Source organism: Nesiotobacter zosterae (genome assembly GCF_033843645.1).
In the GTDB taxonomy this organism is placed as follows: domain Bacteria; phylum Pseudomonadota; class Alphaproteobacteria; order Rhizobiales; family Stappiaceae; genus Pseudovibrio; species Pseudovibrio zosterae.
The window spans coordinates 1-15,064 of record NZ_JAWXVZ010000019.1 but is presented as its reverse complement, the minus strand read 5'-3'; the positions used below and the strand labels follow the sequence as shown (position 1 = coordinate 15,064).

The 15,064-nt window shown below is 58.4% G+C and carries 3 protein-coding genes; 2 read left to right on the top strand and 1 reads right to left on the bottom strand.

Annotated features, from left to right (window positions below; genetic code table 11):
* Positions 1 to 12: 12 nt before the first annotated feature.
* A complete protein-coding gene (locus Q3Y58_RS19110) occupies positions 13 to 12,588 on the bottom strand; it encodes a DUF642 domain-containing protein (protein WP_319623385.1) in 12,576 nt (4,191 codons plus the stop codon).
* A gap of 1,369 nt (positions 12,589 to 13,957) precedes the next feature.
* On the opposite strand from Q3Y58_RS19110, the gene Q3Y58_RS19105 reads away from it, so the two are divergent.
* Together Q3Y58_RS19105 and Q3Y58_RS19100 are read left to right on the top strand one after the other, a co-directional pair.
* Positions 13,958 to 14,191, top strand: coding sequence for a hypothetical protein (locus tag Q3Y58_RS19105; protein WP_319623384.1), 234 nt, complete (start codon positions 13,958 to 13,960; stop codon positions 14,189 to 14,191).
* Between the two features lie 686 nt (positions 14,192 to 14,877).
* The coding region (locus tag Q3Y58_RS19100) for a hypothetical protein (RefSeq protein WP_319623383.1) at positions 14,878 to 15,064 on the top strand (187 nt) is incomplete at its 3' end.

Genomic DNA, 15,064 nt, shown 5'->3' with positions numbered 1-15,064 from the left:
ATCAAATGGGCTTTAGATTGTCACCGTCCCGCTGTCAGTGCCATCGTCCACCTGAACAGTCAGGTTGGTGGGGATGGCGTCAAGCGTTGCCGCAAGCTGGAAGTTCTGGCCGTTCTCGGCTCCGTCCGCATCCACCTTCAGCTCGCCGGTCAGGCTGTTGTAGTTGACATAGTCCTGCACGTCCGTTGCCACTTCAAACAAGCCGGTCAGGTCCACCACATCGCCTTCTGCGCCTGAATAGTCGGCAATCATGTCGGCCGCGCTCAAGCTCGAAATCACGAAGGTGTCCGCGCCTTCACCGCCGAACAGGGTATCCGCGCCAAGCCCACCGTCTAGTCGATCATTGCCGCTTCCTCCCATCAAGAGATCAGCGCCTTCCGAGCCAATGGCAAAGTCATTGCCTGTGCCCAGGTCCACTGTGTATCCCTTGTAGGAAAGGGTCAGATCCACGATGTCATGGCCGCCCATCATGAAAAAGCCCTCAACGTCGGCGTAGGAGCGGGCATCTGTGAACACCACAGCCTCATTTGCATCGCTGCCCACCGCCACATCGTGGGTGCCTGTGGTGCCGCTCACATCACCCATGAGTTGGGCCGTCTCGCCGCTTGCGAGTTCAACCGTTTCTCCAGTTGCGGTCAGGGTCAGCTCGTTCTCATTGTCAACGCTTACCAAGGCAGTGGTCTGCAAGGTCGCAGGCTGCGATTCCCCATCGCTCACTGTGTAGGAGAGGGTGAGGGAACCCTCATAACCACCGGCCACGGTTACAAGCCAAGTTCCGGGTGTGGCACCGGTTGTCACTTGCGCCTGCGCATCTTCCGTGCCCACCTCCAGAACGGAGAGCTGCGTGGAATCCGCGTCCGCAATGTTGGTAAGCAGCTCCGCCTCAGTCAAGGTAAACTGAGCTGCGCCTTCCTTGTTCAGGGTCAGAGGTGCCGTTGCCTCGGGCTGGGCATTCACATTGACGGAGAACGCAGTGCCATCACCCGTGCCCTCGGTTGTCTTCGCCGTGGCCGTGCCCGAAAGCACACCGTCGAAGTCGGCAGGCAACATGGCCACAAGGCCCGCAAGCGTTGCCACAAACGCGGCCTCGCTGCCATAGGCACTGCGTGCGATGGTGACACTGCGACCATCCGGTGAGAGCGTTCCCGCGTTAAAGGTCGTTCCCTTGGGCAGGTTGGCAAAGGTGAGGCTCACCTCCTCCAGTGTCTCGGTGGATGGCCCCACCATGTCTGTAATGGTTGCGCTGAGGTTCAGCGTCACCGGAAGCACTTCGCCGGTTTGGGCGGTATCCTGAGCTTCAACATGAACGCTCACATCCGCTTGCGGTGTGATGGTGATGGCCAATGTTTGGGCCTCAGAACTTTCCGTTGCATTGTCCGCGCTCTGATCGGCAACGGTCGGTTCGGAAGAGACCGCAACGACAGTCAGCGTGACAGGTGCCGCGCTGTCTTTGGCCGGCAAGAAGCTCACCGCACCAATGTCATCAGCCGCAATCTCTGCGGTGTCCGGTCCTGTGGCCACTGCAGCGCCATCAACAAGGATCTGCGCTCCATCTGGCACACCAGAGATGGTGTAGTGCGAGATCACCTCGGCGGGGTCGGTCACCTCGGCCAGAATGTTCAGCGCCACCGCCGTGTCTTCAAGGCCTGCGGCATCTTCAACAGCAAGGGTCGGCGCATCCGCATCCGGGGTCACCTTGAACAGGAAGTCCGCAGTCCCTGCATTGGTGTCGCCGTTGGAAAGCTCCAGAGTGTTCACCTCCAGCGTCAACCGCACCTGTTCTGGCAAGACTACGCCATCCAGACGGGCGTTGGCGTCCTTCAGCCCAATCTCCAGTCGGGAATATTCGGCAGGCGACATTGTGAAGCTGCGCAAGCCTTCACTATCAAGTCCATTGTCCGCCCCCACATTCACGCTCATGAAATCGGGGAGGCCAGAGAGCGTGATGGTGTAAATCTCCGATCCATCCGTGTCCGGCGTTGCCGTTTCAATCACGCTTTCAAGGAGCGCCGTCATGTCTTCAAGCGCGGTCACAACCGGCAGCTCTTCGCCGCTGTCGGAACCTTGTTCAAGGCCGGGGTCAAATGAAATCTGGCCCACATCCGCAATGGCTTCCACGGGCACTGTCACGGTGCTTGTGGTGCTCGCGCTGGAGCCATTGGGCTCCGTTGAGCTGACGGTCACCTTGATCGGGATGTCCCCGTGAAGATGCTGGGTTGGGATCAGCTTCAGGCTGGTAACGGAACTTGAGATCTCGTAGGTCAGAGTTCCGCCAGCTTGAGAGATGGGCGCAAGCACTTCGCCGCTCGCATCCGCCAACACACCTTGGCTTGCAGAAAGAGACAGCAGCATGGTGTCTGCCAGCGTTTCGCCCGGGTCCACCAAACCCACATTGATGAACACCGGAATGGCGGTGTCTTCGCCGCCGCCGGGGCTGGTAACCCGCACACGCGGCGCATCGGCAACCGGGTCCACGTAAACGGTTGTCACCTGTTCCACCACTTCTGCCAGCCCGTAGCGCACATCCATGGACATGGAGGTCACTGTGAGCTGGTCCAGCCCATCAACCGGTGTGTCAGCGCTCGACATGTGCTTCGGGAAGGTGATGAAGTAGGTGGTCTGCGCATCCGCCACCGCATGGTTCAGGAAATAGGAACCAGTCACCGGGTTATAGGAAAGCGCATCCGCTGGCTCTGCGCGCAGCACCGATCCCGTCGGCACTCCTGTGATCTCAATGGAACCCTGCTGCGGGATCTTGGCAAACTCGCCGTCATAGTTGTTCAGCGTAATGGTAAAGGAGGCTTCCTGATCTTCCACGCCAACAAGGGGAGAGATGGTTACCTCCGGCGGCTCGGGAAGGGTGATTTCCGGCGGTGAGCCGCCTCCACCTTGCGGGGTTTTATCTTCCACGCGCACATAAAAGTCCGCCTGAGCAATGGCTACGCCTTGCAAGGCCGCTGCGTCTGCCACATTGGTGCCCGTTGGAATGCGCTCATCGTTCTCCACCACAATGGCAGAAAGGGTGAACTGGTAATCCGTTGTCTCAGACACGTTCACCGGAATGAACTTCAGGTTGCCAATGTCGGCGGCGGACACGATCACGGCGCCAGCACCCGTATCCAAACCGTTCGCAAAGGAAACGGATGGCGCGGCCGCTATGCTTCCCGTGCGTGTTGCCATGGTAGAAAGTGCATCACCGGAAATGATGAAGTAAAGGTTCTCCGACCCATCGTAGTTGATGCCATCGGGCATCATTTCGGTCATCAGACCGCCAAGGCGCACTGCCGCGCCATCTTCACCATTCACCACGGTGTCCAGAGTGAAGGCTTGCGCGTCCGTACCGGTATAGGCCGCATCCGGCACAATCACCGTTGGTGTATCCGCAACACCGCTCACCTTCATGGTCAAGGTGCCGGTTTCCGTCTTCACCGGGCCATCGGGATCGGTCGCTTCGCGCACCTGATATTGAATGCCCAGTGTGTAGTCCTCGTTGCTGTCACGGGGAGACAGGATGTGAAGGGTGCCAACCACGGCAGAGTCCACAGTCAACTGCCCGTTGCCATCAGCGAAAATCTCGGTGCCACCCGCTTCCGGGTCGCCAAGGAAGAACCGTGCTTCCTGTCCAACTGTGTTGGGAAGACCCTCGCCGAGTGTCAGGACCACATCGCCTGTCAACTCTTCCGGCGAGCCATCCCGTATGTCGATCAGGTTGCCGTCAATCGACGGGTTATACGCCACATCCTCCAAGAGGTGATGGGTCTCATTCGGGTTGCCACCGTCAATAGAGGGCGAAATGCGAATGACCAGCTCACCGGTATCAGTTTGCCCGGTTTCATTATCGTTGAGTTCGCGCGTTAAAACGCGGGCCGTGATCGTGGTCGTGCCATCAACACTGCGCTCCACTTCCCCTGTTTCGGCATTGGCCGTCAAAACGCCGGAGAAGTGCTGCGGAATGCCGCGCAGCACGGCGCTCTCCCACTGACCGTTTTCAAGCGCCCAGTTGGTCATGCCGGTCTTCGGCTCCACACCCATCAATTTTGCGGGCGTCAACTCACCGTCTTCGGTGCGATAAAACAACACCACGCCCTTGGGTATGCCATAGATCCCAAGGGTTTCTATGGTTTCACTGCCCTCACTATCCGGGTTGGTCGGGAACAGCGGCACGTCCACCCAACCGCCTGCGGCATCCACTGTGGCTTCGCTCACCACAAACGCATCAGGCAGGGTGGAAAGGTCATTAACCGCTTCAACGTCAATATCAACGCCAACTGAAACGGTTGTGGTGGCTTCCGTTGCATTCTGCATGTCCCGCGCATCGGTCACATTCAGATCAACGGTTATGTCGCCAAAGAAGCCGGAGGAGTCTTGGCCTGGCAAGCTGTCACTTGCATCCACATCCCGGTCATCGTGGGCGATCGGGGTCAGAAGCAAGCTTCCCTCGAAACTCTTTGTTTCCGGGGTGAACGTCACGGTTAGCTGGCCCGTCTGCGCATCATAAACCGCGCTGGAAATCTTGCTGGCTTCTGCACCAAACAAGCTTGGGTCGACAGTCCCTTCTGCATCATAGGCAAACCAAAGGTTCGGCAGATTGTTCACCACAAGGCTCGTCAGCTCTTCGGAGCCATCAAGGTCCGGCGTTGAGGCTTCAAGACCCAAGCTGATCGAACTGTCCTCGTAAATTTCAACGGTTGGCACGTCTTCGCCAACGCTGACTGAAACCGGCGTGCTCGGGTCGTCATGGGGTGTTGTGTCAAAGCCTTCATCGGATGGGGTCAGAGTGACGGTCAGGTTCGCCTGAGCAACCGGGTTTACAGTGATCTCGGTTTCAAAGGTGATGGTCACCGTGTTGTCTGAGGTGTCATATTCGTTGTCGCCAGCTTGAACCGTCTCAAAGACTTCAAGCACACCGGTCAACTCAAACACACCGCTATGATGCTCAGGGTATGTGATGCCAAGATTCTTCACGAACGCTTCATAGTCTGCGTTGTTCACGCCCTCCGGCTGGCTTACCACATAAACGGCCTTGCCCTGTTCCGCGAGGCCACGGGTAATGGTGCCGTGCTCAGCAGGCTGGGAGGAGAACAGGGTCACATCGTTTGCAACCGACAACTCATCGCTGCCGCTCTCACCCGTGGCAATGGTCAGGATCAGCGGACCATAGCGCTCAGAGCCATCCGTGTCCGACAGGCTGAGGCTGGTGATCCGCAACTTTGAGCTTCCTGCGCCCTCCAATGCTTCACTATGAACCTCATCCTGCGCAGTAAGCGTCGGATCACCCGCCACCGCATCCACGTCAACATCAACGGCATCACTGGCAGTTGCGGTAGAGGAGGGCAGGCCGCTGGCCACATCCACCGCGGTTACGGTGGCGGTCAGTTCGCCCCCTGTAAGCGAGGCGATGTCGAGGCTCTGTCCACTGTCTGGCGTCAGGATCAGATCACCGACCCAGTTGGTAACGCCCGCCTTCAGGGTAATGGTCAGGGCACCTGTCGCCCCATTGTAGCTTGCGGACTGAATGTCGTCGGCGCCTGTGGTGAAGGTCGAAAGGTCAACAGCATTTGCGCCGGAAAGGGTCGGCCAGCCATCGGGCACATTTTGCAGCACGATGGTTGTGAGGCTTTCTGAACCATCCGTATCGGCGGTCTTTGCTTCAATATGCACCGTAAACGGAGCACCTTCCTTTACGATCTGGGTATCGCCGCTGGAGCTGTGCGCCACAACCGATAGCGCGATTTCTGGCTCGGCAACCGGCAACACGCGCACGGTAAAGGCAGTGGTGTCGCTGCCCTCGTTGGTGTTGGCGGACAAGGTGCCGGTGACCTTTCCGGAAAAATGCTGTGGTACACCAGAGAGCACCAGAGCTTCCAGTTCAGCTTCCGTTCCTTGCCACAGGCCTGTCTGTGCGTCGTAGCTGCCGCCATTGAACGTGGCCCCTTGCGGCAAGCCGGAAAACTGGATGCTGACGGGTTCGTTCAGTACCTCAGACCCATCGCTGTCCGAAACGGAGACGGAGAGGTTCAAAGGGATGGCGCTAAAGGTATCTTCGCTCACCGTTTCATCCTGCGCCGTCAAGGATATGTCCTCGCGCGCGCGGATGGTCACACGGCCGCTGGCAGTTTTGGTGCCCTCGCTGGTCATCACCGTCACCTCATAGGTGACGGGTGTCTCTGGCTGGCCCTCAGGCGCACTTGTCGTGCTGTGGTCCTTCGGGAACCTCAAACGCAAGTCACTTGCCTGCTTCGTGCTGCCGGTCCAGATGCCCGTGTCGATGTCCAGTGTACCTCTGTCGGCAGTGGTGCCTTCCGGCAGGCCATTAAAAGTGATGGTTACCGTGTCCGGAGTGGTGTTCGTCCCTTCCGAGCCGTCACGGTCAGTAATGTTGGCCGAAATCTTCAGGTCAACCAGAACACCTTCACCACTTGCATCCTCGTATGCCGTCACGTTTCGAGCTGAAAGGTCAATATCCACCTCATGCGCCACGGTGACAGCAAACGGCAGTGAGGCGATGCCGTTTTCGTCAGTGGTGATAGTCAGTTGGCCGTCGATCACGCTACCCGGGTTGGTGGTAGAATAGTCTGCAGGTAGCTTCACGATCACTTCGCTCAAGGACGCGTGGTTGCCAAGGTAGGTGAGCTTGCCATCCGTCAGTGGCGCAGCCTCGAAGGACTGGCCTCCATTGGTGGAGATCTGGGTGCTCTGCGGCAGCCCTGTTATCTCCAGCGTAATCGTTTCAATGCTCTCCGAGCCATCAAGATCCGTCGCCGCTCCGTCGAAGTAATCGTCGAGCTTGATTTCAAGGCCCGAGCCGGTGCGATCCGTCTCTGTAAGGGCAATGGTCGCCACCTCGCCTGAGGTCTCCATCGCCTGCGCATACCCAAGAGAAACATCGCCTTCCACGTCAATGCGCAGCTTGAACGGTGTTGCGGTGCTGATGCCCTCGTTGGAAGTCGCGGTGACTTCACCCACCAGCGGCCCCTTGTCAGACTGTGTGGCATAGTCAGCCGGGAGCGTCAGCACGATGGTGTCGAACGCGCTTGGCGAACCTGTAAAGCGGAAAGTGCCGCTGCCATCGATCTCGCCAATGTTTACCGCCGCACCAGATGGCAGGCCTTCCATCACAAGCGTGATGCTCTCGATCAGTTCCGAGCCGTCCGCGTCCGTTGCAATCACGGCGATGTTGTCGGCAAGGTTCACGGTGATCGCGCTGTCCGTTTCCGTCAGGTGGAAATCACGGGTCTCGATGTTGATGTCAACGGTCGGCTCAATCGAGAGCGATGTTTCGAAGGCCAGCTGGCCTTCTGCACCTTCAATCACCGTCGAAAGGGCGATGGGCTTGCTCTCGACCAACCCGGTTCGATAAAGCTCCACGTTGTCGATCAGTGCGCCAAAGGCGTTGTTCAGCGCCGCATGTTCTGTAAACGCCAACCGGTCCAGCCCGCCGGTGCCTTCCACCTGCAAGCTGATTGTTGACCAGCCCTTGCCCCATTGCGGGTTCACAGAGGCAATGGTCTCACCGTTCCACGTCACATCAAAGGCGCTGGATTCCCACACCCGCGTTGCCACATCAAAGGTGAGCTGATAAGTGCCACCGGCCTCGGTTTGAATGTCCTGATAGACCGTGTCCACTTCCCGTTCCGCATCCAGCTCCATGAACTGGTTGCCGTCGGTCGCGTTGATGCCAACCCCGGTGTTCTGGATCTCAATTCGGCCACCGCTCCAGCCGGCTACGCCAACACCATCCACGAAGGAGCCCCACACCTTGCCGCCCAGATCAACAGTTTCGAACGAGCCGTTGAATATCAGGTTCTCACCGGAGATATCGCCCCGGTTGGTGGTGGAATAGTCTTCAGGGAAGGTGAGGGCGAGGGCGTTGGCCTCGTTCACGGTGCCAGTCCATGTGAGCGCGCCAAGGTCCAGTGTTCCGCCATTGGCGGTGGTGCCATCCGGCAAGCGGTCAAAGGTAATGGTGACCGCATCCTCCGCGTTCCAGTCCGCGCCCAATTGGCCAAGGTGTACTGCACTTGCCGAAAAGCCAACGTCAATGGTAACGCCCTGACCATCTCCGTCTTCTGTTCCGGTTGCGTCCTCCATGATCCGATCATTGCCGATCTTGAAGGCGAGCGTTTTCTCGCCGCCCTCATCCGTGCGCATGGTCAAATCACCAAAGACGGAAAGCTCATCGCTTTGCGGTGAAATCGGCGGCAGGGCCAATACCAGACCCGCAAGGGTCGCTGCCGGTCCTGTGTAATTCACCGCGCCGTCCGAAACCGCACCTTCCATAAACGTGGCCCCGCCGTCGGCGGAGAACTGCGTTCCGTTAGGTAAACCGGTGAGGTTCAGCGTCAGCGTGGTGAGCGCTTCAGAGCCATCCGCATCTGTTGCTGCTGCAGAAAAGTAATCGGCAAGCGTCACCAAAACCGCGTCGCCGCCACTGTCTGTTTCCGCAAGCATCACTTGCGCATCCTCGCCAGAGGTGTCCATGGCCTGCGTATAGTCGAAGGCAAGGTCAGCCTCCGCACTCACAAAAATGCTGATGGGCTGGATTGCGCTTGACCCTTCATTGGACTGGGCCCAGATGCTACCCGTAATTTGTGTTGCGGGATTTTCCGTCGAAAAGTCCTTGGGCAGCGTGAACTCAAGGGCCAAATAGTCGTGCAGGCTCCCTGAGAATGTGAAGACACCCTCAGCAGAAATCTCTCCGGCGCTGGGCACCGAACCTGCGGGCAGGCCGTGAAGCTCCACATCTACCCGCGTAATGTTCTCGGAAAGGTCGCTGTCCAGCACCGCAACCCGCGCGTGGTCCGAAAGCGTGAAGCGGATTGCCTCATCGCTCTCCGAAAGCCGCACGTCCTCTGTCACCACGGAAATGTCCTGGGTCGCTTCCACCGTCAGCGTTGCGTCCGCTGTCATTTGCCCTTCCGGGGTCGTTACCGTGGTGGTGTAGCGGATCGGCCCATCTTCAACCAACTCTGCCTTGGTAAGCCGCACGTTGTCCAACAGCGCCCCTAGGGCATCGTTCTGGGTGTCCAGTTCCGAGAACGTCAGCCGATCCAGGCCGCCGGAGCCTTCCACTTGCAAGGTGATTGTCACCCAGTCGCGCCCTTCCGGCACCACCGTGGAAATCACCGTATCGTTCCAGCTCACATCGAAAGTGCTGGTCCAGAGGAACTTGGCGGAAACGTCAAAGCTCAGAAGGTAGACTTGGCCTTCTTCGGTCTGCACTTCCTGCGAGATGCTGTCCAGACCCCGTTCTGCATCCAGCTCCAGCCATTGCTCGCCGTCGCTGGCCGTACCGATCCAGCTGGTCTTTTGCAGCTCCATATCGCCACCCGACCAGCCCGTCAGGTTCTGCTCAGCGCTGAACGCCTTCCAAACTTGTCCATCCAGACTGTCTGCCTCAAAAGAACCGTTGACGATCAGGTTCTCGCCGGTCGCCTCCCAGTGGTGTGTGCTTGCAAAGTGCTCAGGAAACGTCAGGGTCAGCGCGTTGGCTTCGTTCACGGAGCCGGTCCACGTCAGACCAGCCACATCCAGCGCGCCGCCGTTTGCGGTGGTGCCTTCCGGCAAGCGATCAAAGGTTATGGTCACCGTATCCGGCGTGTCCGCCGTACCTTCAGATGCGTCGCGGTCCGTAATCGCTGCTGAAATAGCCAGCTTTACCGCGGTGCCTGAGCCATAGGCGTCTTCCGTTCCGCTCACATCATCAGAGGTCAGCTCAATGTCCGCCTCATGGGCCACAGTCACCCCAAAGCTGATGCTTTCCTCGCCGCCTTCATCTGTAGTCGCGGTGAAAACACCCTGAATGTCGCTCAACGGGTTTGTGCTGGAATAATCCGCTGGCAGCGCCAACACCAGATTGGCCAGTGTGCTTGCCGCACCATGGTAGCTCAGTGAGTTGCCCAGCATGTTTGCGCTGGAAAACGTCTCGCCGCCATCCTTGGAAAGCAGCGTGCCTTCCGGCAGATCGAAGATCTCAAAGGCGATGGTGGCAAGGCTTTCGGAGCCATCAGTGTCTGTCGCTTGCGCGGTGAAATAGTCACCCAGATGCACCAGAAGGGCATCTGGGTGACTGTCCGTTTCGCTAAGCGCAATAACAGGGGAGCCGCCAGAGGTTTCCACCGCATCTGTCAGCCCAACGGAAATGTCTCCTTCCGCTGCCACTGTCAGGCTGAACGGCGTCACACTGCTTGCGCCTTCGTTGGAGATTGCAGAGGCCGTGCCGCTGAGTGTTACGGCGGGGTTGGCCGTTGAAAAATCCTTGGGCAATGTCAGGCTCAGGTCCGCAAATTCTACCTGTGTGCCGGTCCAGCTGAAGCTGCCATCTGGGGCCAAAGTACCTGCGCTCACCTGAGTGTCCTCTGGAAGGCCGTTGAGCGTGACGGAAATGCTCTCCAGCACTTCCGAGCCATCCGCATCGGTCACCTTCACCGAGACAAGGTCGCCAACCATCACCGTCAGCGGTGCATCTCCTTCGGTGTAGGCTGCGTCTTTGGCCTCTATCTTGATGTCCTGCGTGGGGGTGACTTCCAGCGTTGAAATGGTGCGCTCTGCCCCTTCCGGCGTCATCACCGTGGTGCGCATCACGATGGGCGCATCTTCTATCACCACCGCTTCAAAAAGCTTCACATTGTCGATGAACGCTCCGAACGCGCTGTTTTGTGAGGCAAGCTCTGTAAAGGTCAGCCGGTCCATTCCGCCGGTGCCTTCTACAGTCAGCGTAATGGTTTCCCATTGCCGCCCTTCCGGCACAACGGTGGAGATCACCTCGCCATTCCAGCTCACATCAAAGGTGCTGGTGTTGTAAAACCGCGTCGATACATCGAACGAAAGCTGGTATTGCGTGCCTGCCTCGGTTTTCACGTCTTGGTGGACGGAGTCCACCCCTCTTTCCGCGTCCAGCTCCATCCATTGCTGGCCGTTGGAGGCCGCGTGCCCCCAGTGCGTGTTTTGAATCTCGACCCGCTCGCCCGCCCAGCCGGGCACACCGTCTCCGCCCATGAAAGAGCCCCAACCGGTAGCCTCCACATAGGTGTCTTCAAAGGAGCCGTTGATAATCAGGTTGTCGCCAAATGTTACCTGCTTGGCGGTGGTGGAATAGTTTTCAGGGAAGGTCAGCGCCAGCGCTTTGGCTTCGTTGATCGATCCTGTCCATTTCAGTGCCCCCATGTCCAGCGTGCCGGTGTTTGCGGAGGTCCCGTCAGGCAGGCGGTCAAACAGAATGGTCACGGTGTTCGGGGTGTCGCCATGGCCTTCGGAGCCGTCTGCATCGGTAATGTTTGCGGAGATCGCCAGTTGCACCGTCGTGCCACCGCTGGCCGCTTCTGCTGCTGTCACATTCTCAGCGGAAAGCTCAATGTCCGCCTCTGGTTGGACACGAATGTCGAAGCCCTGCGTTGCCCGGCCATATTCATCAGAATAGGCCGAGAACAGTCCCTTAATGGCACCTGCGCTGGCATAGTCCGCTGGAATTTCCAGTACCAGCTTGCCAAAGCCTTCCGCCGGGCCTTTGTAGCTCAGTGACCCACCGGAGATGGCGGCGCTTGAAAAACTCGTCCCCCCATCCGTTGAAAACCGGGCACCATCGGGCAGACCGCTCAGGCGCACTTCCACCGTGATCAGGGATTCCGACCCGTCGTCATCTTCCACCCGCATGCCAAGATAGTCTGAAAGCCGCACCTGCAACGGCGCGTTGCCCGCATCGGTCTCCTGCAAGGCTATGGTCGGCTTGGAACCGGAAAGGTCCATGGCTGCAGTCACGCCCACCACCACATCACCCTCTACAGGATCAAACGCCTCAAGCGGAATGAAAGCCTCATAGCCGTGCGCATAGGCCTTGGTAATCTGAAATGTGAACGCCCCAAACTGTGAACCCGCGCCGAATGTGAGCGACATGCCTGCAACTTGCGCGCCTGTGCCGGAAAACACCCAGCTTCCGTCTGCATATTGCTCGCCATCGCTGGAGCTGGTTTCACCTGGCAGGCCTTGCAGGCGAATGGAGACGCTCTCTGCATTTTCAAGGTCGGTCAGTTGTTCTCCAACAAGACCGAGGGCTTCTGCCATGGAAACGGTTGCGGCACCGTCGGCAGCCGCTTCTTGACCCGCCGAAGCAGCAAGCGTTCCTGTACTGGGGTTGCCAACTTCCATGTGAAAGACGCCTCGGGAAACGTCCCCCTCATGGGTCAGTGGCACTGAGCCAACCACAAACCCTGTAAAATCAGAGGGCAGTTGCAATTCCAGCGCCGCCGCTTCTTCCAGGGTGCCCATCCAGATGCCGTTCTCGTTCAAGCTGCCCAGGTTGACAGCGGAGTAGGGCGGCAAATAGCCAAACTCAATGATGATCTGGCCTGCGCTGGGCCTGTCGCCAAGGCTGCTTTCGTGCGCCTCTCCGCCTTGCTCTGTGATGCTGCGGTAATAGTCAAAATCAACCAGGCGACCAATACTGATGGTCTTTACGCCTTGCTCACTTTCCAAAATGCCGGTCACAGCACTATTGGTGTAAGCAGATCCGGCATTGTCTACCGATCCCTGCGTGCTCTTGTTGTCTCGGTCCTGTTCAGTGGCGTTAAGTTGTTCGTTTTTATCAGCCATTCTGTTACTCTCGAAACTGTACTCTAAGGTCTTGTTTGGGTTTACTTGTTTTTCGGGAGAAAGCCTTCGCCCATCTCTATTCACCGTGTTTCCTGTCACGCACTCTTGTCAGGCACGCCTCGTGGGGATGTTTGCAAGATGCAACAATGCGCGCGAAACATCCCGAGGGCCTGCCGCGGAGCAGGTGCCCGGAAGTATCTGGGTTCACCTGTGGCGCACACAGCGCCTGTTGCCGTTGCCGCCGTTCAGGGCAAATTCTTCTTTTTTATCAAAGCCTCTGCGGGCTGTCGGGCGTCATTCGCCTTTTGCAAAGGCCAAGCAGCTCTCTGCTGGCTGTGCTGGGGCGCGCCCTGCTTTTTTTCCGTAGCGCCGATGTTTTTTCTTGGGCTTCTTGGGTCTTTCGCACGCCTCTGCTCACTGCCCTATGATCTTTCTCGCGTTAATGCAGGAAGCATGCCTGTTCATTTGCTGGGTAAGCAGCAGCGCAATCGGTTGGGCGAGCGGTTGGGTTAGCGGGGGAGCGAGCAGTTGGGGTAGCGGTTGGGTAAGTGGTTGGGCAAGCAGTTGAGCAAGCAGTTGAGCAAGCGGTTGAGCAAGCGGTTGGGCGTGCGGTTGGGCGTGCGGTTGGAAAGTGCCGCCCTATGGCCGTGATCCCAATCTCTGTTTCCGCCTCACTCTCCAACGTTGGTCATCTCACCCCTCCCTGTTGCCTGTCATTCTGGGCTTGACTCGGGATCCAGTTGAGCGGTTCGGCAGGAGGGGGCGGTGGTTCGTTGGAGGCTTGGCGCTGGCGGGCTGGGCGTTTGGGCAGTAGACGCTCAGCACGGTTCCTTCCGCTTCATTTATTGGCTGTCATCCCGGGCTTGACCCGGGATCCAGTAAGGGCTCGGCAGGTGAGGGCGGTGGTTGGTTGGGGGCTGAGCGCTGGCTGGATGAGCGTTGATGCTTAAAATCCGTGTTTCGTTCAAAGCAACGCAAACTGAACGCATGGGTTATCCCCGCAGGTTCTGCTGTTTTGCGTGCGGCACACTCGCGGACTGTTGCGGTCGTGGTAGGGGGATATCTTTTGCTCGGGCAGCGGCTCATCGTCCTCTCCTCTGTATCAGTGCATTGTTCTGCGACGCGAGGAGGAGAGGGGGATAAGTTTTTCGCGTTGGGCTCGGTCGACCCTTCCATGGGTATGGCCTAAAAGGGGGACAAGTAGATGCGTGCTGCAGCTGCTTCCGCATGGAAGAAAGCCTGTCGTCCTGCGCGCGGTGAGGGTGGCGTCAGGTGAAGTCCAGAGTTTACCGTTCCGCCGGTTCCTAAGAGAGCGAGTTGTTTCCCGCGTTCCTATTCCAAATTGGGGCGTGATTGGCAGAGATGCTTGTTGGTTTTGCGCTGGATACCGGATCGGCGCCTCGCTGCGCTCACCTTGTCCGGCATGACGGTGGTAGGGTGGGTTCTTGGGCCGCGGTTTTCCATTGAGCCGCCTTGTGGTCCTCTGCGCAGCCGCTTTGACGCCCTTCGCTCAACCGCCCTGTTGACTACTGTCCTCACGCTTGCGGCCCGCCGTGTTTCATCGTGCGGCGACTGCTTGAACGCGGGCCCGCTGCTTGGCTGACTGCAGGCTTAGTGCCCGCACACCCCACGGAGTGGCCTGTTGGATGTCATGTGCGGATGTTTTAAATAACGCTTTGTTCAAGTGCTGGGGGCATTCTTCGTTAGCACGTCGGGGGCCTTACTCTGCTCCCTTCGCCTCACCCTCACGGCGGTCCTTCCACCTGCGCCTTACTCTCTTGCCTGTCATCCCGGGCTTGACCCGGGATCCAGATGTGCGGTTAGGCAGGAGGGGGCGGTGGTTGGTTGGAGGCTTAGCGCTGGCTGGTTGAGCGTTTGCTGACTTTACTCTTTTCCGGACCCACGCAGACAGGCGCGTGCTTTCCGTCGGCTTGCCGCGCACCGACTGGGCAGCAATACCGTTTGGGTCGCGTTGCTGTCGCGTGGTGCGTCGCCTTACCCATGCTTCGGTTGCTTGTTGGTTTTGCGCTGGATACCGGATCTGCGCCTCGCTGCGCTCACCTTGTCCGGTATGACGGTTGTTGCGTGGTTGAGCGGTTCGGTATGCCGCTCGGCACTACTCCCAACGCCCCACCTTGTTTCGTGGTGCTTGTGCTCAATCTTGCCCCTTCGCTGCATCACCAGTGCCAGAGATCCCAACCTCTGCTCCCGCCTCCGCCGTCTTACTCGGTTGTCATCCCGGGCTTGGCCCGGGATCGAGATGTGCTGATCGGCAGGAGAGAGTGGTTTTTGTTTTTTGCGCTGGATGCCGGATCGGCGTTTCGCTGTGCTCGCCTTGTCCGGCATGACGGTGGTGGGAGTGTGTGCGTTCGTTGTGTTTTGGTTTTGATTTTGTGTTTCCACATTGGGTTTTGGGTGATTTTACGCTGGGTTTTGCTTGATTGGTTGGGTTTATCCTCAGTTGGTCTGATTTGTG

Excerpts from the sequence above, each read along its gene's own strand:
- Q3Y58_RS19110 (WP_319623385.1), bottom strand. The coding sequence starts at position 12,588 with ATGGCTGATAAAAACGAACAACTTAACGCCACTGAACAGGACCGAGAC.